This window comes from Streptomyces sp. NPDC059668, assembly GCF_042734135.1.
In the GTDB taxonomy this organism is placed as follows: Bacteria; Actinomycetota; Actinomycetes; order Streptomycetales; family Streptomycetaceae; genus Streptomyces.
The window spans coordinates 76321-99838 of sequence record NZ_JBHWEL010000015.1 but is presented as its reverse complement, the minus strand read 5'-3'; the positions used below and the strand labels follow the sequence as shown (position 1 = coordinate 99838).

Here is a 23518-nt window from a genome sequence, read left to right as displayed (position 1 = left end):
CACTGCTGTGACAGTTGAGAGCAGCTTAGGCCAAGGCATATACGCGTGTCCGGCGAATGAGAACGTAGGCTGCCCTCATGCCAAAGAAGCTCTCGGGCGGTGGTCTGTCGCCCACGCAGCAGGCCGCCAAGTTCCTCGGTGTCAGCGTGCTCGCCGGAGCAGTCATGGCCGGAATCGCGTTGCCCGCCGCGGGCGCGCTGGGCCTCGCGGCCAAGGGTTCCGTCCAGGGGTTCGACGAGATTCCCGACAACCTGAAGAGTCCCGCGCTGAGTCAGCGCACCACCATCCTGGACAACCAGGGCGGTCAGATCGCGACCGTCTACTCCCGTGACCGCACGGTGGTCGACCTCAAGAGCATCTCGCCGTACATGCAGAAGGCGATCGTCGCGATCGAGGACTCCCGCTTCTACCAGCACGGAGCGGTGGACCTGAAGGGCATCCTGCGCGCCGTGAACCAGAACGCGCAGAACGGCGGAGTGGCCCAGGGCGCCTCCACGCTCACCCAGCAGCTGGTGAAGAACTACTTCGTCGAGGAGGCCGGCGACGACCCGACGAAGGTCGCCCAGGCCACCCAGCAGACCCTCGGCCGCAAGATCCGCGAGCTCAAGTACGCGATCCAGCTGGAAGAGAAGCTCGGCAAGAAGAAGATCCTCGAGAACTACCTGAACATCACGTTCTTCGGCGAGCAGGCCTACGGTGTCGAGGCCGCCGCCCAGCGCTACTTCTCCAAGCCCGCCAAGGACCTGAACCTCCAGCAGTCGGCGCTGCTCGCGGGCATCGTCCAGTCGCCCAGCCGGTACGACCCGGTCAACGACGAGGCCGAGGCCATCAAGCGCCGCAACACCGTCCTGCAGCGCATGGCCGAGGTGCACGACATCTCCCCGCAGGAGGCCGAAGCGGCCCAGAACGCCAAACTGGACCTGAAGGTCAGCCAGCCGAAGAACGGCTGCATCACGGCGGTCAAGGGCGCGAGCTTCTTCTGCCGGTACGTGGAGAACGTGTTCCTGACCGACCCGGTCTTCGGCAAGACCAAGGAGGACCGGGCCAAGCTCTGGAACCAGGGCGGCCTGACCATCCGTACGACGCTCGACCCGCAGTCCCAGAAGTCGGTGCAGGACTCGATCAAGTCCCACGTCAACAAGTCGGACTCGGTCGCCACCGCGGCCACCCTGGTCGAGCCGGGGACCGGCAAGATCGTCGGCATGGGCCAGTCGAGGCCGTACGGCTACGGGAAGAACGAGACGGAGTACAACTACTCGGTCGACCGTGACATGGGCGGTTCGAACTTCGGCTTCCCGACCGGTTCGACCTTCAAGCCGTTCGTGGCCGCGGCCGCGCTGGAGCAGGGCCTGCCGCCGACGCAGGAGTACTCCGCGCCGTACAAGATGTCCTACCCCAGCCCCGTGCAGACGTGCGGCAAGCCGTGGACCAACCAGCAGGACGAGACCCTCTCGAACGAGAGCGAGTCGGAGGACGGCCCGTACCCGCTGAAGACGGCGATGGCCAAGTCGGTCAACACCTACTTCGTGCAGATGATCTCGGACATCGGCATCTGCCCGGTGGTGAAGCTGACCGACAAGCTGCACGTCGTGCAGGGCAACGGCGACAAGCTGCCCGAGGTCCCCGCCATCACCCTCGGCTCCAAGGGCATCGCCCCGCTGACCATGGCGAGCGCGTACGCCACCTTCGCCTCCCGCGGCATGTACTGCTCGCCGATCGCCATCGGGTCGATCACCCAGCAGGTGGACGGCAAGCAGAAGTCGCTGGAGGTACCGAAGTCGACCTGCACGCGGGCCATGTCCGAGCAGACCGCGGACACGGTCAACACCCTGCTCAGTGGCGTGATCGACTCCGGTACCGGTCAGCAGGCCGGTCTGTCGGACCGGGCCAACGCCGGTAAGACGGGTACGACGGACGAGCGCCGCAACGCCTGGTTCGTCGGTTACACCCCGAACCTGTCGGGCGCCGTGTGGGTCGGCAGCCCCAAGCAGAACGTCAAGATGACGAACATCAACATCGGCGGTGTGTACCACTCCCTCGTCTACGGCGGCGAGGTGCCGGGCCCGATCTGGAAGGACGCCATGACGGGCGCCCTCGTGGGCAAGGACTCCCCCTCCTTCAACCTGATCGACATCCCCGATCCGGAGCGGGACCACGACGACCACGGCGACCATGGCGACGACGGGGGTGACGGCGGCGACGGCCGTGACGGCGGCGACCAGGGCAACACCGTCGACGGGAACAACGGCAGCAACGGGAACGGCCCCGGGGGACCGAAGCCTTCCTTCTCGATCCCCCAGGGCTTCATCCAGGGACAGAACGGCACCGGGGGCCGCCGCCACGGGTAGTCCCTCCGGGGGCCGGGCGAAGGACACCGGAAGAGGACAGACCGGAAGCAATGCCAAGAGGGACGCCACCGTGGTGGCGTCCCTCTTGGCATTGCTTCCGGCATTCCTACCGGCATTCCCTCCGACGCCCCTCTCGACGCCCCTCTCGGCGTCCCTCCCGGCGTGGAGGACTCAGCCGGCGAGCAGCTTCTTGACCACCGCGGCGACCCGCCCGCCCTCGGCCAGACCCGCGACCTTGGGGTTGACGATCTTCATGACCTGGCCCATGGCACGCGGCCCCTCGGCACCCGCCGCCCTGGCCTCCTCGACGGCCTGTCCGACGATCTGCTGGAGCTCCTCGTCGGAGAGCTGCTTGGGCAGGTACGTGGCGAGGATCTCGCCCTCCGCCTTCTCCCGCTCGGCCGACTCGGGCCGACCACCCTGCGCGAAGGCGTCCGCGGCCTCTCGGCGCTTCTTCGCCTCGCGGGTGATCACCTTCTGCACTTCGTCGTCGGAGAGCTCGCGCTTCGTCTTGCCGGCGACCTCTTCCTTGGTGATCGCGGAGAGGGTCAGCCGGAGCGTGGCGGAGCGGAGCTCGTCGCGCTCCTTGATGGCGGCGTTGAGGTCTTCCTGCAGCTTCGACTTGAGCGTGGTCATGCCGACGATTGTCGCAGGTCTGGTGAGACGGTCGCCTGCTGATTTCGGCGCCGGTGTCGGACGCGTTCTCGCACGGGGTGTCTGTGGCGCCGGTGGTTGCCGGTGCCGGGGTCGTCCACAGGCGGGAACGCGAAGCCGCCGGGGTCTGACACGATGGACGTATGCGCGCACGATACGGAGTACCCCTGGGAATCACGGCGGTAGGCGCCGCCGGACTGTTGTACGCGGCAGGATTCGAGGCCCGCTCGTTCCGGCTCCGCCGGGTGACGGTCCCGGTCCTGCCACCGGGCATGCGGCCACTGCGCGTCCTCCAGGTCTCCGACATCCACATGGTGGGCGGGCAGCGCAAGAAGCAGCGCTGGCTGCGCTCCCTGGCCGGCCTGCGCCCCGACTTCGTCATCAACACCGGGGACAACCTCTCCGACACCGAGGGCATCCCCGAAGTCCTGGACGCCCTGGGCCCGTTGATGGAGTTCCCCGGCGCGTACGTCTTCGGCTCGAACGACTACTACGGACCCCAACCCCGCAACCCCGCGCGGTACTTGCTCGAGAAGACCCAGGGCCGCCACGGCCTGAACGGCAACAAGCCGGTCGTCCACGCCATCCACAACCCGTGGGAGGACCTGCGCGACGGCTTCGACGCGGCGGGCTGGCTGAACCTGACGAACACCCGGGGAACGCTGAAGATAGAAGGCTCCGAGATCGAGCTGACCGGCCTCGACGACCCGCACATCAAGCGGGACCGCTACGCACGCGTGGCCGGCGGCCCGTCGGAGTCGGCCGACTTCTCCCTGGGCGTGGTCCACGCGCCCTACCTGCGCGCGCTCGACGCGTTCACGGCGGACGGCTATCCCCTGGTCCTGGCCGGCCACACCCACGGCGGCCAGATCTGCCTCCCCTTCTACGGCGCCTTCGTCACCAACTGCGACCTGGACACGGACCGTGTGAAGGGCCTGTCCACGCATACGGCGGAAGGGCGGACGTCGTACCTGCACGTCTCGGCGGGCTGCGGCACGAGCCGCTACACGCCGGTACGTTTCGCGTGCCCGCCGGAGGCTTCACTCCTGACGCTGGTGAGCCGTTAGCGGGCCCGACCGGGGCGGAAGCTCCGATCACGGACCACGAGGCAGGGACCGGACCACGCATCCGGGAGCACGCATCGCGGACGGCGTGACGGCTGACGGCTGACGGGACACTGCTGGTCACTCACCGCTGACCACACGCCGCCGGCCCTGGGACACCCGGGCCGGGGGCGGCGGGGAATCGGTGGCCCCGTAACCCGACCAGATGCCCCAAATGGCCCGATTCATCCACCCGACTTAACGTGGGCGCATGATCGCCCCGATCCCCAAGGACATACCCGACCTCCCTCCGATCCCGGGTATCGCCGCGCTGGCCCCCTACAACGTCCCGTCGGCGGCGGTGGTGGCCCCCACGCACCGCCCGCTCGCGGCGGCCTTCCGCCTCCTGGTCGCCATGACGGCAGCGGCGGGCATCGCCATCGACCTGTACCTGGGCAGCCCGGCACATGTGCTGAGCTACTTCGCCACCCAGAGCAACCTGCTGGTGGCGGTGGTCCTCGCCGCCTCGGCGCGGCGCGCATGGATGGCCCGCCGCCCGCTGCCGGCGGCCCTCACGGGCGGCACGCTCCTGTACATCGTGATCACGGGCCTGGTCTTCCACCTGCACCTGGCGAACCGCCCCGGCGGCTTCTCGATGACCGGGGAGACCGCCTCGCTCCACGGCTGGCAGGCCCTCGCGAACCTGATCCTGTACACCGTGACACCGGTGGCCGTGGTGATCGACTGGCTCCTGCTGACCCGGCCGGCCTTCCTGGCGATGCGATACGCGGCCACCTGGCTCATCTATCCCCTCGTCTACCTGGCCTTTTCCCTCACCCGCGGCGCGATGCTGCCGCCGGGCACCACGGAGCGCTACCTCTACCCCTTCGTGGACGTCGACCGGCACGGATACGTCGGCATCCTCGGAAACACCGCGATCCTCGGCGTCGCCTTCTACGCCCTCGCCCTCCTCGTCATCGCCCTGGACCACCTCCGCCCCGACCCACTGCGCCACGGCGGCCGACGCCCCGAAAACCGGATTTCGTCTCCGGCCACCGGTGGGCTAAAGTAAACGACGTCGCCGCGAGAAGCAGCGACAATCGGGGTGTAGCGCAGCTTGGCAGCGCGCTTCGTTCGGGACGAAGAGGTCGTGGGTTCAAATCCCGCCACCCCGACAGCCGTAACACCAGGTCAGGGGCCTGATCCGCATCGCGGGTCGGGCCCCTGAGTGGTTCCGAGGGTCGGTTTGGGAGCCATTTGGGAGCCGAGTTCGAAATCCTGCTCCCAAAACGGCCGCGCAGCAAGATCAGGTGCACGGTCAGCGCTCACCGCTCGGTGGACGGTCAACCCCCGCCCTTGCACTCCCTATTGGGCCGGTGGCACAGCGTAGTCGTGTCCACTGGCAGCCCAGCGCCCCGTGACCCGCCACAGTTCGTAGTGCAGGAGCCACTCCGAGGCCCACGGCAGGATCGTGTGCGATAGGAGCATGTGTTCCTTCCACTCCCCTGGCAGGTGCAGGCACAGGTCACCGTCGGGGTAGACGTGGGGCAGGGCCGTGGCGCGTGGATGCAGGGTCAGGGGCGGGTCGGTAACCGTTACGCGGGGGCGGCGTCGGTGCCGGTAGGCGACTCGCACCTGTAGCACCTGCTGGCAGGAGTGGGTTGCAGGGGGACCGTGCAGACGAGTTCGCCACCACGCACGGTGCCCTGCGCCTCGGGGAGGACCGTCTTGATCGAGGCCAGCTGGACGCCGAGGTTAATCGCGCGGGGAGGGATGCTGACCATGGAAGGTGTGCTCCCGCTTGCGGGGCCCGGTCACGGACGCGGAGAGCAGTCCGGTGGCACCCATCCGATGGTTGGTGGCACCGCCCAAACGGGCGGCGTAGCGCTCGTAGGACCGGAGCATGGGGTCGTGGTCGGAGGATTTGACGAGGCGGTCGAAGACAGCCGGCAGGCCCTTACCCTCCATGCCGGCGAGTTCGGCCACGGTCGTGGCGATCTCGTCGAACCAGGCGTGGAAAGCCCTCCGTCGCTCGGGGTACTCGTTCCACTTGTCGGTGAAGTTCTCTTCCTCGTGTGCCGGGTTGGGCACCCACCACTGGCCGTCGCGCTTCTCGATGAAGCCCGCCATGTTGTCCAGCACGCTGCGTATGGCGGTGAACAGATCCTCCTCACCGGTGTAAGCGTGTCCGGCGAGCGTGGTGATGAGGATGGACGGGGGCCGGTTGTCGGGGTCCTCCGCGAACTTGATCATGCAGTGCCATTTGAGGATCTGCACGACGCGCTGCAACGGACTGCGAACCGGCCAGGTGGGCACGTCCGCGACGCTGGTGTGCCGCTTGTCCAGGATTTGGCGGGACAGTTCTGAGCGCTGGCGGAACCAGTCCGCGTAGCCGATGGGGTTACTGCGCTGCCATTCCCAGAGGTCCTTGTCCGTCAGGCGGATGCCGGTGGGCTGGTGGTCCTGGTCTGGGATGGCGGGCAGGACGTCGAGGTGGAAGCCCGGATACCCCAGCGTCCAGCAGCGACGACGGGGTTCGAGGGTCTTCGGGCCGTCGGTGTCGCCCTGGTCCTGTTTCCACTGGATGTAGGCGGTCAACTGATCGCCGACTCGCTGCTTGAGCTTCTCTTGCGTCGTGCTCTCGTGGTGCAGCGGCAGCCAACAAACCAGGTCGATGTCGTACTCGCCGCTGGGCGTGCCAGGGCGGACGACGGTACCCAGGCGGAAGGAGCCCTGGGGGTAGATCTGCCACCCAGGGCTGCCGTGCTCGGCGAGCCAGGTTCCGACCTCCTCGTAGCGTCCGACGGCGTCGTCATACAGGTCGGGGGAGATGTCGAGCACCTCCACAGCGCCCGCAAGCAGCATCTAGAGCATTTGGTCGAGCGAGTCCACGTCATTCCTCACTTGCGGGGTAGTACGGAACGAACACCGGGGCGCGGTGATCGCAGAACATGCGGTGGACAGTTGGCGAGGCGTCGCGACTGACGTGGCCGGCGAGTCCAGCTGCGATCTCGGAAGATCCGCGGGCCGTACTCGGTGTAGTCGGCGAGAGCGCCAAGCGACTCGTGATCACCTCGTACAACATCGCCGCCCGAGCCCGGATACGGTCGGCGCCTTGGCCGAGATCCTCGCGGTGCCCCCCGCGTTCTTCCACGAGGCGATGGCCGAAAGCCACGAAGGCTTCTTCCGGTCACTGCGCCGGACGTCGGTGGTCGACCGCCGACGCGCCCGAGCAGTCGCTCACGTCGCCCACGACCTCGCCATCCACGCGTCGGCCGCACAGCGGTTCTGCGCAAGTGACGTGCCGGTGATCCCTGTGACCGGACTGGAGGCCCCTGCGTCCGAGACCGAGCAGACTGCGGCCCGAGTCCGGTCCCTATGGAAGGTTCCCCCGGGCCCGGCCCCAAACGTCGTCGAACTTCTGGAGGCGCACGGGGTCGCCGTGATTCGTCTCCCGCTCGACAGCGCGGACGTTGACGCCTTCTCCCTGCCCTTCCCCGACAACCCTGTCGTCGTCCTAGGTACCGACAAGAACGACCGCGCACGGTCACGGTTCGACGCCGCGCATGAACTCGCCCATCTTGTGCTGCACGGTGAGCAGATCTGGGGTGTCAAAGAGGTCGAGACGCAGGCCCATCAGTTCGCGGCGGCGTTCCTTATGCCTGCCGAGGACATTTACGACCAGTTGCCGACCACGATCGACTGGTCAACCTTGTTCGAACTCAAGCGGTTCTGGCAGGTGTCTCTCGCCGCCCTGCTCATGCGCGCTCGGACCCTGGGCCGCATTAGTGACAGCACGTACTTGACGGCCATCAAGACTGCATCCGCCAGGGGGTGGCGCCGCGTCGAACCGGTTCCCCTAGGCCGACCGGAGCAACCGGCAAGGCTGTTGAGCTACCTCGCCTCGCCCGAGAGTGGCCCTGCCCGAGCTGTTCTGCCTCCGCGAATCGTGGAGAACATCGGAACAGCGTCGGCGGCGTGACTGCAAGCGCCCCCTCGACTTGCCTCCCCTTGGGAGTCTGGGAGCCGAACTTAGAAACCCGCTCCCACGAAAGCCAGATCATCCCCCGTCGAGGTTCTCCCCCAGCGCGGAGCGTGTCTTGACGATCTCGGACTCGGCGAGTTCGCGAGCGCCGTGGGCCCGGTCTGCAGCCTTCTTCCCGATGGCCAGAAATCCGAAGAGCCCTGTGATGAACCCAACCAGGACTGCGCTGACGCTCGCGACACGGGCAGCTGAGACCGCGTACCGAAGATTCAAACGGGCTGCGGCTCGCTGCCCCTGCGCCCATCGTTTCCTCGCGGAGTCGGCAGCATTAGCCGTGCCTGCGGCGCAGACCTCCGTGAGAGCCGTGAACACGAAGGCCAACGGGACCAATCCACCAAGGGCGAACAGCACGGCGCCAAAGACGGCTCCAACGTAACCCCCAGCCGTTTGTGGGGCCGTGAAAGCTGCAACGACGCAGTAGACGGACGACGCGAGTAGCCAGACGGTGAGCAAGGTCCAGCCGAGCAACGTCCCGCCAGGCCCCGCCTCGTCCGCTTCTTCCGGTTGATGCCCGGCCGGAGATTCCTTCTCGTTGCGCTGGGGCTCCTGGGACGCCTGGGGCTCGTCATCTCGCCCGTGGTTCGGACGTGACGTCTGGTGGTTATTGACGTCTCCGTACACATTGCCCGCGATGAACACGCCAGGCCCGCGGTTGTGCTGCCCGCTCTGGCTCTGAGGGTCAGTTGTGTCTGCCATGCCCCGTGCCGTGGTTGATAGTGAGGCCGCCTTCAACGTTCCCGTTAATGAAGGTGCCCGTTCCGTGGTTGTGCTGGTTGACCACGGAGGTCGGATGGTCCTGTCGGGCCAGAGCCAACAGCTCGGCATACGCGACCGGTTCCGACTCCGCGAGTCGTACGAGCACGGGAGCCCACGCGGCCGCGGCGGCCCGTACGACAGCCTCACGGTCACCCGCCTGGGCTTGGGCGACAGCACTCCGATCTCGGTCCAGACGCTCAAGCTGAGCCGCTGCCTCGTCCTCTCGACCGCTGCGTCGAATCAGACGGCCAATGGCCTCACGGACCCTCTGGTAACCCTCCTGGGTCGCCTGGGTGAGGAAGCCCGCCGCCATGGTGGTCGCTGCGAACGTCACTTCGTCCACTTCGTATTCCCCCCAACTGGTCGCAGCACTGTATCCACGCGCGCCGCAGGCGGCGGCCGGAACGGCTCATCCCGCATCCCAGGCCGGCTCAAGGGGCAAGGCGACTCAACTCAGCAGCCCGCCAATGGCGTTGGCGAGGGCTTCGCCTCCTTGCTGGACTGCGGTGCCCACAACAAGCGCGGGCAACGCCTGCGCGATCCCGCGCAGTGCGCCGACCTGCGGCGGCGCATCGGGGGTCGCGAGCGAGGTGTCGACGGTGTCCGCCATAGCGCGCAGGACCGTCGCGTTCTGCAAGTCCGCCGCGTTGCGGTCGACATCCGAGCGGAACGCGGCGAGCAGGCCGCGCACAGCGTCGATGTCGACCGCGCCCTGAACCGAGGCAGACTGATGGATGCTGGAGATGTTCTGTCCCACCACGTTCTGCAACGGTGCGTTGTTGTTACCCCCGATGCTGATGCCCGAGCCATGGCCCGGGTCCGGCTCGGGGCGACGCCGTCCCACAACCATTACTTGCCTCCCTGATTCTTGTTGTCCTGGCCGACGCCACTGATGCCACTGCCGGCGACGTTCTGGATGGGAGCGTTGTTGTCCCCATAGACGAGGATGTTGTTGGTCACGGTGGCGACCTGCCGTTCGTACGCAGCCAAGTCGATCCCCTGCTCGTCGAGATACTCGGCGACAGTCCGGAAGACACAGGACTGCATCAGAACGACGTGACGCTTGGCATCGTCACTCTGGTGCATGTCGGTGACTTCCTCGGTGGAGTAACGGTCGCGCAGGCTCACCGGGTCTTCTTCCTCCGCATGGCCCTCGACCTTCTCACCGAGGCGCGCGACCAGTCGCCACACGGCCAGGGGGCCCATGGCCGTGTCCAGGAGCGACTGCGCAGCAAGCCACCTGAGCAGACGTGCTCCGCGTGTCCGGGCCGGTGCGGCGGTCACCCGCAACTCGTTGTAGAGCGGTGTCATCACGTGTGGACGAATGGTCAGCCGCAGCTCTCCGGCCTCCAGCGCGGCATGCACGAACACGCTCACCACGATCTGTCCGTCCCAGCTGATGCACTGGGCCCGCAGATACAGCCGGTCCGGCACACCGGAAGGGGACCTGCGTCCCAGACCGCTCAGGTCGGGCAGCTCCACCTTCGTCTTGCGGGTGCGCTGCAGCCATCGGGCCGCCGGCAGGCCGAGTATGCGCTCCATCGAGAACCCAGGGAGTGGATCTGTGATCTCCCGAGCGCCGCGACCCAGTTCATTCAGGGCGGTGCCCACGCGTCGGAGAAGTTCCGCCTCCCCGAACGGCCTGACCGACTCCTCGGCATCCTTGGCCTTCAGGGGGATGCTGATGCGAGCAGGTCCCCAGACATCACGCCCGGCACCGACGAACTGCTCCGAAGCGTCGTAGGGCAACGCCAGCTGCGATTGATCCTTTCTGATGTCCGACATCCTGCGTTTGCCCTTCGCGGCGGCCCACGGCAGGTCATCGGACGACACGCCCTCCCGCGCCAGGGCACCCAGCGCAGACCGTGCCACAAGCCGATCGGCCGCATACACCAGTGCGACGACAGCCACCAGCCCGAAGGGGAGTAGGGCCAGTTCCAGTCGCAACCCGAACACGTCGCCGCCAACGGGCCTGTACGGCAGGAGTGCGAGCAGCCACGGCATGAGCAGCACGGCATACGCCAGGCGCCGCGAAGGCGCCCACCGCGTCGAGCCGACCCTGCGGATGGCACGGAAGGCAGCCCACCGTAGGGACAAAGCGACGATTACGGCCGCAGCCCAGATCGCGAAAGCCCACGGCACCGCGTAGGCGACCAGCCCACACAGGACCAGGATCCATGCGCGCCGTGCCCAACGGCGGCGCCGCGCACGAAGGCTGTGCGCCGTCACCGGAACAAGGTCGAAGCCGTACGACGGCACAGGCAGCGGCGGACCGTGCAGCACATGGTCGACGACCCACTTCGCAGCCGGTTCGCCCAGGGGTGGACAGTCGTCGCTGCCCTCCAGATAGATCGGCCGCCTGGTACTGCGCCGAGGCTTCTTGGCCTTCCCCGCTTTGCCCCGGACCCTGCGCCACCACGCTTTCACGGCCTTCACCCGATCAGGACGCGCATAGACCGCCTGACACAGCAGCCGCGTCACTTCGGACGATGTGGGGTCCACCTCCGCGGGACGGTTGGCCCCAGAGGCAACAGGATTCGTCTGAACCGGGACAGCAGGCCACCCCGCCTCCTCCGCCCGTGCCCTCCCCCGAGCACGCACGCCCCACCCAACTGCCATCCCGCTCCCCCGTTCATCGACAGGCGGGCATCTTCACGGTGGACAGCAGGAACCGCCAGACCGCAAACGCGACAATGCGCGCAACCTCACTGGATAGCTAAGGATTGGCCGAAACTGCCTCCAGTTTGCCTGGCATGTAGGCCGGGCCCCTGGTGCCGCGTGAGTCTTCAGGGCTGAGTCTCTCGGCACGCTCCAGTGCCTCATGAAGACGTGGCACCTTCCGTCCTTCGGGAGCCGATCGCGCGAATCGGCTCCCGAACATCGGCTACTGACGTGAACCCAGACGCGCTCGCAGCAGCGCATCCAGCGAGCTCACCGGTGAGCCGAGGCTCAGCACCAAGCGGGCGTCGAGAGACGCTTCCCACTGCTCGGTCAACCCGCCGATGAGGCGCCTGCGCATGCCGGGGGTGACGTGCGCGTAGCGCGCCGAGACCGAGCCGTCGATGTGGCCCATGCGTTCGTCCATGAGGACCTTCTCCGTGCCGAGGTCCTCCATCACCGTCCGGTGAGTGTGGCGCAAGCCATGGGGAGTGAGCCCCTTGGCGATCGGTGTCCAGCAGGAGTCGGCCCGCTCGCCCGCGTTACGTCCTCGTACCGGGACACCCGGACTCGGCTCGCCGAGCAGCGGGACGGGGCGTGCCTCCTGCGGCGCCTTCTTCGGGTACCAGCCGGAGACCGCCGGCGTGAACAGCCACGTCGCAAAGCCGTTTCGACGCCAGTGGGCTGCGTGCTCCGGCACCACACCGCCCCGCACGAACCCCAGGTCCGCGATGGCCTGCTCCACCCTCATCCGCTTGGCCTCGGTGACGCGGTCGGGGTGGTTGAGGACGCTGGACACCGTTCCCGTGGAGACTTCGGCTCGGCGTGCGACATCGAGGAGTTTCGCGCCCTGGTGGCCGCCGGTGCGGGCCGCGCCCTGGCCACGGAAGACGTAGGTCTTGCCGTGACACGGGCAGGGCTTCGGCTTCGTACGGGCGACGTGGTTGGCGACCAGGGCCGAGAGCCAGTCCATCGCGTAGATGGTGCGGTAGCTGTCGTCCTTGGGCGGGCAGCGCACGAGCTCGCCGGTGTCGAGTTCGTACAGCTGCCACTCGACGCGGATGGAGCCGGGGCGGGCGAACTCCGTCTCCAAGCCGACGATTTCGCCCCAACGCATGCCGGTGTACCCCTTGAGGACGACGGCGCCGAACTCATCGTCGCGGCCGGAGAGCAGGGCGGCCCGTTCGGCGGTCAGCAGGATGCCAAGCGGGTCGGTGACGACCTTCTCCGGACCTCGGTCTCGGGAGCGGCCGGCGCGCTTGCCGCGCCCGCGTCGTCGGGCGGCCGGGTTGGACGTGATCAACTCCTCGTCGATCGCGTCCTCGAAGATCAGGTGGAGCGTCGAGCGCCAGGTCTTGACGCTGGAGGCCGCGTAGACGGCCTTCTCCTTCTTCTCCCACAGCTCGACGTCCGTGCGCAGGATGCCGGCGAGCGCCGGGACTGCCAAACGGGCGGTGTAACTGGGGTAGTTGAGGCTACTGACGGGCTGCCGACAGGCGGCCGTCGAAGGTGATGTCGAAGGCGTTCAGCGCGGTCTTCCAGCGCATGGTCCAGCGGGCCTGTCCCTTGCCGGTGGGGTCGAGGGACATGATCGCCATGTAGGCGCACTTCAGGGCGGTCTGCTCGTTGGGGAAGTGGCCGCGGGCCTTGACCGCGCGCCGGATTCGCGCGTTGACCGATTCGATCGCGTTGGTGGTGCAGACGATGCGGCGGATCTCGGTGTCGAACCGCAGGAAGGGGGTGAACTCCTCCCAGGCGTTCTCCCACAGTTTCACGATCGCCGGATACTTCCGGCCCCAGGCGTCGGCGAACTCGGCGAAGCGGTCCAGGGCGGCCTCCTCGGTGGGGGCGGTGTAGACCGGCTTGAGGAGACGGGCGATCTTGTCCCAGTCCTGGCGGGCGGCATAGCGGAAGGAGTTCCGCAGCAGGTGCACCACGCAGGTCTGCACGATCGTCCGCGGCCAGACGGTCTCCACCGCCTCAGGCAGGCCCTTGGATGTGCATCCAGTGCTTGGCGCCCTCGCCGCCGTCGCCGGCCCACAGCCCCAGGATCTCCCGCCGGCCCTCGGTGGTGACGGCCAGGGCGACGTAGATGGGTCGGTTGGCCACCGCACCGTCGCGGATTTTCACGTGGATGGTGTCGATGAAGACGACCGGATAGACCGGGTCGAGCGGGCGGCTCTGCCATTCCACCATGCCTTCCAGGACCTTGTCGGTGATGGTGGAAATGGTCTGGCGGGAGACCTCGGCGCCATAGACCTCCGCCAGGTGGGCCTGCACCTCGCCGGTGGTCAGACCCTTCGCGGCCAGCGAGATCACCATCTCATCGACGCCGCTCAAGCGCTTCTGCCGCTTCTTGACGATCTTCGGTTCGAAAGAGCCGTCGCGGTCACGGGGCACAGTTATCTCCACCGGGCCCACGTCGGTCAGCACGGTCTTGGAACGTTTGCCGTTGCGGGAGTTGCCGCCGTTCTTGCCCGCCGCATCGTGCTTGTCATAACCGAGATGGTCGGTGATCTCGCCCTCCAGGGCGGACTCCAGCAGCCGCTTGGTCAGCTGCTGCAGCAGGCCGCCCTCACCGGTCAGCTGCAGGCCCTCGGCCGGGGCACGGCCCACCAGCTCGTCGATCAACTGGTCGTCCACGGCCTTCACCGACGCAGCCCTCCCGGGCTCGGCGGTCTCGGACTCGGACACGTTCTCACTGGTCATCGATGCATCTTCCATGATCGGGAGTTACACCGAACGTCTTACAGTCCCCGCCTATGTGATTCGATCCCTCTGCAGAGGCAATGCTCGGCGGGCCCCGCATGTTGAAGTCGCCTCGACTGTCATACGCGGGTGCCATGCTTCCTGCATGGCCAGCAAGAACAAGCGACGACGTGGGCAGGTCGGGCCCGCCGTACCCGCGAAGCAGAGCGACTCAAGTAGTGAACTCGACGGATCCCTGTGGATGCGGACGCGCTCAGGGGCGCGGGCGGGCCGCGGGTTTCACTACCAGGATGCCGTCGGAGCGTGGCTGTGCGGCCGCGTACTGTCCCGCGCTCTCGTCATCGATCGCATTGTCCCGGAGGGATTTGAAGACCTCTCCTGTGAAGGCCCGACGCCGTGGCACGTCCAGGTGAAGTCACGCCAGGAACGGGTCGGAGACTTCACCACCTCCCACGTGGCCGGGGATCTTGTCACCATGGCCAAAGCCCACGCCAAGCGTAAGCAAGCGGGGGTAGCCGGTCGAGCAGTCCTCGTACTCGAACGGCCAGTCGACAGTGAGTGGTTCACCGAATGGGGCCGCCCACTGGATGCCCTTCCGCCAGGCCACCCAGTGCTGCGGGAACTCAACGCAAAGGCTGAGCAAGCCGGTCTGAGCAGAGACGAGATCGACGCCTGGTGCGCAATAGTCAGCCTCTACGTGCTGCCGTGGCGGACAGCGGCGGAGCAGACCTGCACGGCGGTAGTACAGCGCTTCGGGCTGCTGCCCGCAGGAGCAGAGCCGGTCGTGCTGGCGTTGCGCGACGCTGTCGCAGGCCATGCCGACGCCAACGCGGAAACGAGCCTCGCGGAGGCGGCCGGGCTCAGCCGAACGAGCATCGACCGTATCGCGCAGGAGGTCGTGGAAACCATCGATCGCGAGTCGCTCGAAGAAGCACTGGCGGCAGGCGTCTGTGAGCCGGTCGACTTCGATCGCCCGCTTCGGCCGACAGGTTTCTACGAGGGAATCGACGTACAGCCCGGCCACATCGCCGCCGGCCTTCCAGCCCCCAGGCCAGGTCTGACTGGTCAGGTTGTGGCAGCGATCGACCGCGAAGAAAGCATCCTTGTCACCGGCCCATCCGGAGTCGGCAAGTCAACCGTCATGTGGACGGCCGCCTATGTGACCAGGCATGTGCTCTGGTACCGGATCAGGCACTTGCGGAACGAGGACACCGCCTCGCTGGTACGACTCGCCAAGGCGTTGAAGCCATCGACGCGCTCGCCGGTCGGATTCGTGGTGGACGGCATCGGGATCGGAGCCGCCGAGGCTTGGGACGTTCTCCATCGTGAACTTGCACCGATTCCCGGCGTTCTGCTGTTGGGCTCTGTGCGTAGCGAGGACCTGCTGCCGCTCCGAAGCCAGGCGGGTTGCACCCAGATCGCGGTAGCGCTCGACGAGGAGGTCGCGAAACAGATCTACAGAGGTCTTTCCGCATCCGGTCTCACGAAAGCGCCGCACTGGCGGGAGGCATACGAAGCGGCGGACGGACTGACTTTGGAGTTCACGCACCTTCTCACCCGCGGACGGCGATTGTCGGATGTCCTGTCTGAGCAGGTCAACCGGCGGGTGATCGAAGGGCGACAGACGGAGATCGAGATCCTGGCGAGAATCTCGGTGGCCCATAAATGGGGCGCCGACGTGCCGCTGCGGGCAGTACAGCAGCAACTCGGCATCGGCGATGCCGAACTCCGCGTCGCACTCTCCCGCCTCGTGGACGAACACCTCGTCCACGAGCGGCTGGGACGTCTGTCCGGGCTTCATCAGCTGCGCTCCGGCAGATTGGCCGATGCCGTACATGCGGTGCCGCCACCGGTGCTGGATGAGACCGTCATCTCGGTGATGCGAATGCTGGCCGATGCACAGCTCCAGCCGTTCGTGGCCGGCGCCCTCGCGGAATACCCGGATCTGGATTCCGTCGTACTGCAGCAGGTCGTGGTCGAACTCGGGCAAAGGCCCGGTACAGCTGGGATGACAGGCATCCTCCAGGCCCTGCGTCTCGTCGATTTCACTCGTCAGGCCGCCAAGTGGGCAGAGATCCTCGATCGGCACCGGGTGTCGCCCGCAAACCGTCGCACGCTCCTGTACTTCGCGGTGCTGGGCGGCGATCCGCTGCCGAACCTGAAACCCGAGATCGCCGCTGCCACGGCCGAGATCCGCGCCACCGGTTCTTTCGGCTCCCCGCTACGCGACGCACTGGCGGAACGGCTCGGCACGGCCGAGTTGGCACACGTACTCGCACAGTGCGAGGAGCAGACCGAAGCCCAGAGGTTCCTGGCCGTGCTCGCCCAAACGGAGCTGGATGTCACGGACTGGCCGCAGGTACTCGCGGACTCACCGTTCGCGCGGATACTCCTCGACTCATCGGTTGAGTCGCTGGGAGACCTCCTCACAGCGGCACGCGCCCTGTCGTCGACTCTGGCCAGGGACCTGCTTGAACTCGCGGGTGGAGAGGAGGTAATCCTGGCGAGACTCAGGGCCGAATCCCCGTGGGTTATTGAGGCATCCGTCGTAGAGCGGGACGGCAGTCCGGTCGCGTACGCCCGTCTCATGCATGTGTCCGATCGGGCTCAGCCAGATGCGGAACAATCGATCCGGACGTTCGGGCGGATCCTGCTCCGCTGCCTTCCGCACTGCGAGAGCGTGGACGTCCAAAGCCTGCTGCCTGGTGGAATTCCGCAGACCTTCGGTGACTTCACGGGTGGAGTCAGCCGCCTGCAGCGCAGGTATGACCGTTCGATGACCCAGGTGGCGTGGATCCGTGCACAGGCACTGATCGCCACGGCTGCGGCCGGCACCACCGACTGGACAACTCGAACAGCAGCAGCGAGCACTGTGCTCCCCGCGCTGAACAAGTACTTGACGGACCTGACCCGGGCCTGGTCCATCGACCGCGCGGGGCCCAGGGACATGGCCAAGCTTCGTACGATGCAAGCGGCGCTACTGGAGCAGGCCGCCGCACTAACGTTGCCCGCCGACAGCGCATCTCTGTCCGCGCTGCCTGCCGACGATGCCGCTCCAGGCGGTGGGGTGGATCAGCTGCATCTGCTCGTGGACGGGATCGCAGACAATCTCACCCGAAGGATTTTCGACCCCGCGGAGCACCGGGCACTCGCCAGCTATGCCTGGGAGACATTGCGGACGGGCGTACTGCGCGTGCGGGACGAGGAACGCTGGCACCTCATCGACCAGAAACCGCCGGCCGCCCTCGATCAAGTAGTTAAGACTCTCACCGACCTGCACCCCGTTCTCGCTGAGCTCACCTGGGGCACCCTCGAGCCGAAGGCGCTCAGGACCGCGGCACGGTCTGGGCCGTCTGCACAGGGGCTCGCCCGAGCGGCGGACCTCGCCCGAGCGGCTGCCAACGAACGAGCGATAGCAGTCCAGCGGAAGCTCCAGGCCGAGGCCGAAGCAGTGGGGCTCTCCGTTCAGCTCTACTCTCGGCCGATCACCGACGCAAAGGCGGTGGAGTGGCCGCCTGTGCAGTTGGCAGTAGGCGTGGCGCTCGACGATGTTGCCCAATGGCAGGCCGTGGTGACCCAGCTGAGCGGGCTGATGCGGCATGATCAAGTATCTCAGGGATACCGCAGGCCCGTCCTTATCGTGCCACTTGCAGACGGCAAGCCGGTTCGACATCTCGCACAGCAGCTTCAAGATGAACTCTGGCCCGGAATCGACCTCTTCGACACCTGGAGCGCGGCCCTTCCTGAAGCTCACCCGACGCCGCTCACCAACGCAGTCATCGACGCCCACCAAGCTCTCCAGTGTCTCTCCGGCCTGGCCCACCTGACGGCTCTGCGGGAACCCGACCCGCGACACCAAAGTATCGCTGACCAGGAAGTGGCACAGTTCCAGCAGGCACAGGGCATCATCACTGCACTCCGGCCAGGGGACCCAGTCATCGGTGAGGTCGAGCATTGCCTCAGCTCCCTGGCTCGTCGAGTAGAGAGCGAGTGCGCCGAGGGCACGGCTCTCCGAGACTCAGGAATGCCGAACCTCGCCACCGCCATCGCTCAAGGCATGACTAACCACCCGACGGAGGACTCTCAACAGCTGGACGGCCTGATCACGATCTGCCTGCAATGGGACCTCAGCCCCGACCGTGCCGCGCGACTCCTCGCCGAGCTACCAGATGACACCCCACCCACGCAGTCTTGCTGACTCAACGGATCTCACGGCGTTCCAACACCGTTTGGTGTTGGGCTCGTTGGTGTGCCCCAGCAGGCCGGAGCAGGCTCCTAAGCCCGCCCTACGAGCAGCAGGCGCGCCGGACATCAAAGCAGTTGTGCAAAATCTTAGACATCAACTAAAGTCAGGGCTGCAATGGAATGCTTCGATGCGTAGTTCGACCCTAGGAGTCGTCCGCATGAGTATGCCTTCGTCGTCGTGGACGACCGACGTGTTCGGCGAGCACGCAGCAGATGCACGCCGCCGCGTCGGGCAGGGCCTTCGCAACATGCAGGCCAACGCACAAGCTGCACAGGAGCAAGCCGCATCCCGCACCACCCGCGTCTACGGCACCAGCCGATACGAGAACCAGTACGAGCGGCTTCAGGACGAACTCAAGAAGGTGCCTGGCGCCCGCGCGGTCAAGCCGTTCGGCTTCTCGTACGAGCTGATGCTCATCGGAAACGGGCTGCTCTACCCGTTCCGGTACTCCAAGACCAAGTCAGACGTGCGTAGCGCGCGCATCCCCAGCCAGTCCCGTCTGGTACAGGAGCTCTTCACGTTCGCGCCGACGCCGAAGCACACCCAGGATCCGTTCGACCTCGACTTTGGGTCGACCGTCCCGATCGCCGAACCGCGCGGCGCTCTGGCAACGGTCCCGCAGGGCACCCAGCTGGTCCTGGTGCCCTTCGCCTGCAACGCCTCCGAGCTCCTTGAGGCGTACTGGGGCATCGCGGCGCTCGGGATGAACCGGCAGCTGGAGTGGGCCACCGATCCCGAGCCGCTCCACCTGCCTCAGGAGGTCACCTCGTACACGCTGCGACCGATCAGCATTCCGAACCAGATCACGGCACACACCAGCTTCGCCGACGGAATCGAACCCACCCTTACGCTGTCCTCTCGTACCGCCTCGGACCAGGCCCTGCGAGTACCTGCGCAGACCGAGGCAGAACCTGTCGAGGACCAGACCAGCGAAGACGATGCGACCCATTAAGCAAGACCTCATTCCCGGTACGGAAGAACGCGGCGCCACGCCACGTGCTATCTCTGACGGCTTCGATCCCACCCGGCTGACACAAGCTCGTCGGCTGGCGGAGATGACGAAGAAGGACGTGGCCGCCCAGCTTGGAGTGACGCCTGCCGCCGTGGGGCAGTACGAGACGGGGGTGTCGAAGCCACGACCTGACTTGATCCCCCGGCTCGCAGAGATCCTCGGGGTTCCGGTGACGTTCTTCCTGCTTGGAAGGCCGGCCAATCGGCTCGACGCTTCCATGGCGCATTTCCGAAGCCTGCGCAGCACACCGAAGTCCCAGCGAGAACGTGCGCTCGCCTTCGCCGAACAGGTATGGGAGCTTACGTACTCGCTGGACCAGCGGGTCCAGTTGCCTCTCGTCGATCTGCCCGGTTTCGCTGGCGGAGAGGTCCATCCCGGCGAAGAGCTGCCCACCGACCCCGTATCCGCTGCCCGCGAGCTTCGCAGGCGCTGGGGCCTCGGCGACGGCCCTGTCACGCATCTGGTGAGGCGGATGGAATCCCACGGGATTGTCGTAGTCATGCCACCCGCCAGTGATCCCTCCGCTGCAAGCGTGGACGCCTTTTCCACCCGGGCCGCGCGGCCGCTCGTCGTTCTGACCGCCAACCGGGCCGACGACATCTACCGGCACCGGTTCACGGCCGCCCATGAGCTGGGCCACCTTGTGCTTCACGGCGATGCCACCGGTGACAGCCGTCAGGAGAAGGAGGCTGATGCCTTTGCCGCCGAGTTCCTGACCCCCCAGGACAGCATCTTGCCGTTCCTGCCACGGCGAATGGATTTTGCACGCCTGGCCGAGCTCAGGGGAGTCTGGGGAGTCTCCCTCCACTCTCTCGTCTACCGCCGCCGCGAGCTGGGGCTGATCTCCGACGCCACCGCCAGCAGGACATATCAGCGCCTACGCGCTCTCGACGGCCAGCCCGGCTTCACTGCGGAATCGGTCTCGAACTTCCCCGGCGAGCAGCCTTCGCTGCTCGGACAAGCCTTCGACCTGGCTGCCAAGGAAGGGGGCCTCTCGGTTTCCCAACTGGCACATGAACTGGCCTGGACAGACAAGAGGGTGCGGGACCTTCTGGGCGTTCAGGAACAGAGGCCGATGCTCCGACTGGTCCAGTAGCAGCGCCGCTCGACCTCAGGAGACGCAGGCGCGGTTCACTGCTTGGCACTCTGCCAAGTCCTTCTGACATCAACGGCGCCAGGCCACCGAACTTGATCGGGCGATGTCGGCTGATTGCCTGACAGGTGAGGAATGAGGCGGTAGATGTGTGCGCGTGACTGACTCCACGCCCGAGGACGGCGAGCCCACCCCCTTCGCCGAGAAGACGAAGAATCTGTTCAGGAAGCACAGGGGGAAGATCCTCGCCGTCGGCGGCGCTGTCGGCAGCGTGGCTCTGATCGCCGTTGCCGTGATCGCCAGGAACGCCATGGAACCGAGCGCCCCCGAGGACACCGCGGATCAGAAGCAGACCTCCGCCACTGAAACCACGGGCGAGCCTCGGCAGTCGCCCACCCCCCACCTACGGAAGCTCGCCGAGGGCCAGAACGCCAGCGAGGAAAAGAAGGCGCAGTACAAGGCGGAGACAGGGGCCGACCTCGCACCCGGTACTACTTGGGTCCACCCCCCAGAGGACGAGGCCCCCGGCGAAGCCGCAGCCTGAGCACTGGGGCGAAGGGAGCCGCAGACTCTCATTCCTGAGCAGTGCCGGCGGATTCCACCAGAACGTCTTCACCGGGCTGAGTTGCTGCTTCTATCGCCACCGGAGGGACAGCGCGGGTCCCATCGATCTTGAAACCCTGGCGGGACGGCTTACCGCAGCAGAGAGCGCACGATCTGACGATCTTGAATCGTCAGCCGGTTCACCAACCCGTTTCGGCAAGGTTGGTACACCATCCGTTGCGTGCTCTCCGGTGGCCACGAGTCACCTGTCGAGCGGTCCCGACGAGAACTCCCTGAAGTCTGCCAGATCCCGTGGCTCGTGGCAGCAGCATCCGTGTCGCTCGGTCCGGATCGTCGTCCCTCGCCTATCCGTCCAACTGGGTTGTCAGACCCTCCGCTTACTCTGCGCTGACCGAGCCGATGCAGCCGGATGGAGGACCAGAGGATGGCATCAACCTGCGCATGGTGTGGCGGCAGCATCCCACCAGAACGGGCTCCCCGGGCTAAGTACTGCGGGGTGGAGTGCCGCGAACGGCAAGGCGTTGCGAGCAAGAGGGGCACTCACCGCCCACCACAGAAGCACCTCGTCTGCGTGGTGTGTGCAGGCCCAATCCCCTCCACTCGGCATCGTGCCTGCGTGACCTGCTCCGACGTGTGCGCCACGAAACGACGCCGCGAAGTAGGCAATGAGACCCGCCGGGCCCAGACTCAGCGAAAGCTCGCCGGCCTCGCCAAGGCATGCGCACACTGCCAACGGGTGTTCACCCCGCAGGCCATGCCGTGGCAAAGGTTCTGCTCCAAGCAGTGCGCCCAGCGGGCCGGTGGAGAGCGCGCCGAGCTCAAGCGGCAGGAGCGGCTCTCGACCGGCGATTTCAAGCAGTGCACACTCGAAGGCTGCGGCGGTCTAGTCGTGGCGCGTGGGTACTGCCGCAGCCATTACGCGCGCTGGCAGAGGCACGGAGACCCACTGCACCAAGCAGTTCCCCGGCAGACGCGCTTCTGCGCTGTTGAGGACTGCCCGAAGGCGGCAGCCGCTTTGGGGCTTTGCCCTCGGCACCGACGCCTGCAGAAACTGTACGGAGACGCGTTGGGGGCCAAGTGCACCCAGTGCAGCATCAGATACACGGCATCTGGGCGGCCCGGCTGGTGTACTCATTGCGCTTCGGAAATGTTTGCGAACAACGGCTACCGACCGCTGGAAGCCTTCCAGGGCAGCGCTCAGCCTGTGAAGGTCGCCTGCCTGAACTGCGGCGAGGTGTCAGCAGTGCTGCTCAGCAATGCGATCCGAGGTGGTTCATGCATCCACTGCTTTCGACGTCTCCGGGCAGGGCGGGACCGCGCCCTGCCCAAGTCCGAAGCACTCAAAGCCTTGGCAAGTCTCCGCCTGGTTCTGACTGAACCGTACGCCCGAGCCACGCTCGCAGTAGCTGTCGAATGCATGGATTGCGGCACCGGCACGATTGTCAAGATCTCCGACATTACGTGCGGACGGCGCCGCATCGGGTGCCGAAGTTGTGCACGGAACGCTGCAGCCAATGAGATCACCTACTGCGCGGCAGGCTGCGGCCGGTCGTTCGGACAGCCATTGGGCGGTCCTCGCCGCAAGTGGTGCAGCCAAGCGTGCATGGAGTACTTCGAGCGCCACTCAAAGCCCTATCCGAAGCATGTAGGGACACACCTCTGCCGCGACTGCGAAGCGGACATCACGGCCAAAAAGCTCTCAGCGGTTCGCTGTGATGGCTGTCTCCCGGCATGGAAAAACGAAGCGCGTCGCAGACGCTGGGCTGAAGATCCGGACCTCCGTCGTCGCCAGCAAGCAGACGCAGCGAACCGTCGTCGGGCCAGGATTCGAGGCAATGGCCGCGAGCGATACGAGCGTCTCGACGTGTTCGAACGGGATCGTTGGCAGTGCCAGCTCTGCTCCTTCCCAGTGGACCAGACCGCACAGTGGCCGGACCCGCTGTCCGCCGCCATCGACCATGTAGTGCCCATCGCCGCTGGCGGACCCGACACCCTAAGCAACGTGCAACTGGCTCACCAGGGCTGCAACTGGCGAAAGTCAAGCAAGGACTCGATTGGAATCGGCCCAGACGAATTCATCCACCCTGCCGTGGTCGCCCGGTTCCTAGGCAAGACGGAGCCGGGTCCAGAAGCATCTTCTGCGAGACACCTCGACAGCTGATAACGGTCGTCTCCGCCATGCTCCACAAAGCCTGCCCGTATCACGGGGGACGCCTCAGAACCCTCATTCGGGACGTAGAGGTCGTGGGTTCAAATCCCGCCACCCCGACAGCTGAAATACCAGGACAGGGGGGGGGCACCCAAACCCACGAACGCCCCACCCCCGAAGGATCACACCCCCCCCCCCCACGGAAGCACCACACCACAAGACAGCCACACGCCCCCACACC

15 protein-coding genes, 1 tRNA gene and 1 pseudogene are annotated in these 23518 nt (G+C 66.5%); 10 read left to right on the top strand and 7 right to left on the bottom strand.

Features of this window, described 5'->3' with window-relative positions:
- Nucleotides 1-77: 77 nt before the first annotated feature.
- Complete coding sequence (locus ACFV2J_RS14350; RefSeq protein WP_385094556.1) at nucleotides 78-2348, top strand: transglycosylase domain-containing protein; 2271 nt, start codon at nucleotides 78-80, stop codon at nucleotides 2346-2348.
- 171 nt (nucleotides 2349-2519) lie between these two features.
- On the opposite strand, the gene ACFV2J_RS14345 is transcribed toward ACFV2J_RS14350, so the two are convergent.
- Nucleotides 2520-2984: a GatB/YqeY domain-containing protein gene (locus tag ACFV2J_RS14345; RefSeq protein ID WP_168529264.1), complete on the bottom strand. Its 465-nt coding sequence runs from the start codon at nucleotides 2982-2984 to the stop codon at nucleotides 2520-2522.
- Nucleotides 2985-3145: 161 nt separating this feature from the next.
- Here ACFV2J_RS14345 and ACFV2J_RS14340 point away from each other — a divergent pair, with 161 nt between their 5' ends.
- The 3 genes from ACFV2J_RS14340 to ACFV2J_RS14330 all read left to right on the top strand — a co-directional run bounded on the left by ACFV2J_RS14340 (nucleotide 3146) and on the right by ACFV2J_RS14330 (nucleotide 5220).
- The gene (locus ACFV2J_RS14340) at nucleotides 3146-4069 is read left to right on the top strand and encodes a metallophosphoesterase (RefSeq protein ID WP_385083628.1); all 924 of its coding nucleotides are present in this window, start codon (nucleotides 3146-3148) and stop codon (nucleotides 4067-4069) included.
- 247 nt (nucleotides 4070-4316) lie between these two features.
- Nucleotides 4317-5117, top strand: a complete 801-nt coding sequence (locus ACFV2J_RS14335) for a Pr6Pr family membrane protein (protein ID WP_385083627.1) — start codon at nucleotides 4317-4319, stop codon at nucleotides 5115-5117.
- A 29-nt stretch (nucleotides 5118-5146) separates the two neighbouring features.
- Nucleotides 5147-5220: transfer RNA gene (locus ACFV2J_RS14330), tRNA-Pro, on the top strand.
- Between the two features lie 580 nt (nucleotides 5221-5800).
- Here ACFV2J_RS14330 and ACFV2J_RS14325 read toward each other — a convergent pair.
- Nucleotides 5801-6910: a cyclic GMP-AMP synthase DncV-like nucleotidyltransferase gene (locus ACFV2J_RS14325; RefSeq protein ID WP_385438777.1), complete on the bottom strand. Its 1110-nt coding sequence runs from the start codon at nucleotides 6908-6910 to the stop codon at nucleotides 5801-5803.
- A gap of 250 nt (nucleotides 6911-7160) precedes the next feature.
- Between ACFV2J_RS14325 and ACFV2J_RS14320 the strand changes: the two genes are divergently transcribed.
- Nucleotides 7161-8027, top strand: coding sequence for an ImmA/IrrE family metallo-endopeptidase (locus ACFV2J_RS14320; protein ID WP_385083625.1), 867 nt, complete (start codon nucleotides 7161-7163; stop codon nucleotides 8025-8027).
- A gap of 742 nt (nucleotides 8028-8769) precedes the next feature.
- Here ACFV2J_RS14320 and ACFV2J_RS14315 read toward each other — a convergent pair.
- The 5 genes and pseudogenes from ACFV2J_RS14315 to ACFV2J_RS14295 all read right to left on the bottom strand — a co-directional run bounded on the left by ACFV2J_RS14315 (nucleotide 8770) and on the right by ACFV2J_RS14295 (nucleotide 14213).
- Nucleotides 8770-9189, bottom strand: coding sequence for a hypothetical protein (locus ACFV2J_RS14315; RefSeq protein WP_385083624.1), 420 nt, complete (start codon nucleotides 9187-9189; stop codon nucleotides 8770-8772).
- A gap of 105 nt (nucleotides 9190-9294) precedes the next feature.
- On the bottom strand, nucleotides 9295-9696 hold the full coding sequence (locus tag ACFV2J_RS14310; protein ID WP_385083623.1) for a hypothetical protein: 402 nt from the start codon (nucleotides 9694-9696) through the stop codon (nucleotides 9295-9297).
- The gene (locus tag ACFV2J_RS14305) at nucleotides 9696-11327 is read right to left on the bottom strand and encodes a hypothetical protein (RefSeq protein WP_385083622.1); all 1632 of its coding nucleotides are present in this window, start codon (nucleotides 11325-11327) and stop codon (nucleotides 9696-9698) included. Before ACFV2J_RS14305 ends, ACFV2J_RS14310 begins: the two co-directional genes overlap by 1 nt.
- A gap of 403 nt (nucleotides 11328-11730) precedes the next feature.
- Complete coding sequence (locus ACFV2J_RS14300) at nucleotides 11731-12951, bottom strand: LacI family DNA-binding transcriptional regulator (protein WP_385083621.1); 1221 nt, start codon at nucleotides 12949-12951, stop codon at nucleotides 11731-11733.
- 28 nt (nucleotides 12952-12979) lie between these two features.
- Nucleotides 12980-14213, bottom strand: a pseudogene (locus ACFV2J_RS14295) (IS256 family transposase).
- A gap of 145 nt (nucleotides 14214-14358) precedes the next feature.
- On the opposite strand from ACFV2J_RS14295, the gene ACFV2J_RS14290 reads away from it, so the two are divergent.
- From ACFV2J_RS14290 to ACFV2J_RS14270, 5 genes are all read left to right on the top strand, one after another.
- Nucleotides 14359-18411: a hypothetical protein gene (locus ACFV2J_RS14290; RefSeq protein WP_385083620.1), complete on the top strand. Its 4053-nt coding sequence runs from the start codon at nucleotides 14359-14361 to the stop codon at nucleotides 18409-18411.
- Between the two features lie 205 nt (nucleotides 18412-18616).
- Entirely contained in the window at nucleotides 18617-19411 is a 795-nt protein-coding gene (locus tag ACFV2J_RS14285; protein ID WP_385083619.1) for a hypothetical protein, read from the top strand.
- On the top strand, nucleotides 19398-20567 hold the full coding sequence (locus ACFV2J_RS14280; protein WP_385083618.1) for a helix-turn-helix domain-containing protein: 1170 nt from the start codon (nucleotides 19398-19400) through the stop codon (nucleotides 20565-20567). The genes ACFV2J_RS14285 and ACFV2J_RS14280 overlap by 14 nt, the downstream gene beginning before the upstream one ends.
- Before the next feature lie 154 nt (nucleotides 20568-20721).
- Nucleotides 20722-21108: a hypothetical protein gene (locus ACFV2J_RS14275; RefSeq protein WP_385083617.1), complete on the top strand. Its 387-nt coding sequence runs from the start codon at nucleotides 20722-20724 to the stop codon at nucleotides 21106-21108.
- A 1623-nt stretch (nucleotides 21109-22731) separates the two neighbouring features.
- A complete protein-coding gene (locus ACFV2J_RS14270; protein WP_385438767.1) occupies nucleotides 22732-23289 on the top strand; it encodes an HNH endonuclease in 558 nt (185 codons plus the stop codon).
- The last annotated feature ends 229 nt before the right edge of the window (nucleotides 23290-23518 follow it).

What these genes read in the sequence shown, in the direction of transcription:
- ACFV2J_RS14290 (WP_385083620.1), top strand. Translation starts at nt 14,359, where the DNA reads ATGGCCAGCAAGAACAAGCGACGACGTGGGCAGGTCGGGCCCGCCGTA.
- ACFV2J_RS14350 (WP_385094556.1), top strand. Translation starts at nt 78, where the DNA reads ATGCCAAAGAAGCTCTCGGGCGGTGGTCTGTCGCCCACGCAGCAGGCC.
- ACFV2J_RS14270 (WP_385438767.1), top strand. Translation starts at nt 22,732, where the DNA reads ATGGAGTACTTCGAGCGCCACTCAAAGCCCTATCCGAAGCATGTAGGG.
- ACFV2J_RS14325 (WP_385438777.1), bottom strand. Translation starts at nt 6,910, where the DNA reads ATGCTGCTTGCGGGCGCTGTGGAGGTGCTCGACATCTCCCCCGACCTG.
- ACFV2J_RS14345 (WP_168529264.1), bottom strand. Translation starts at nt 2,984, where the DNA reads ATGACCACGCTCAAGTCGAAGCTGCAGGAAGACCTCAACGCCGCCATC.
- ACFV2J_RS14335 (WP_385083627.1), top strand. Translation starts at nt 4,317, where the DNA reads ATGATCGCCCCGATCCCCAAGGACATACCCGACCTCCCTCCGATCCCG.
- ACFV2J_RS14285 (WP_385083619.1), top strand. Translation starts at nt 18,617, where the DNA reads ATGAGTATGCCTTCGTCGTCGTGGACGACCGACGTGTTCGGCGAGCAC.
- ACFV2J_RS14310 (WP_385083623.1), bottom strand. Translation starts at nt 9,696, where the DNA reads ATGGTTGTGGGACGGCGTCGCCCCGAGCCGGACCCGGGCCATGGCTCG.
- ACFV2J_RS14280 (WP_385083618.1), top strand. Translation starts at nt 19,398, where the DNA reads ATGCGACCCATTAAGCAAGACCTCATTCCCGGTACGGAAGAACGCGGC.
- ACFV2J_RS14340 (WP_385083628.1), top strand. Translation starts at nt 3,146, where the DNA reads ATGCGCGCACGATACGGAGTACCCCTGGGAATCACGGCGGTAGGCGCC.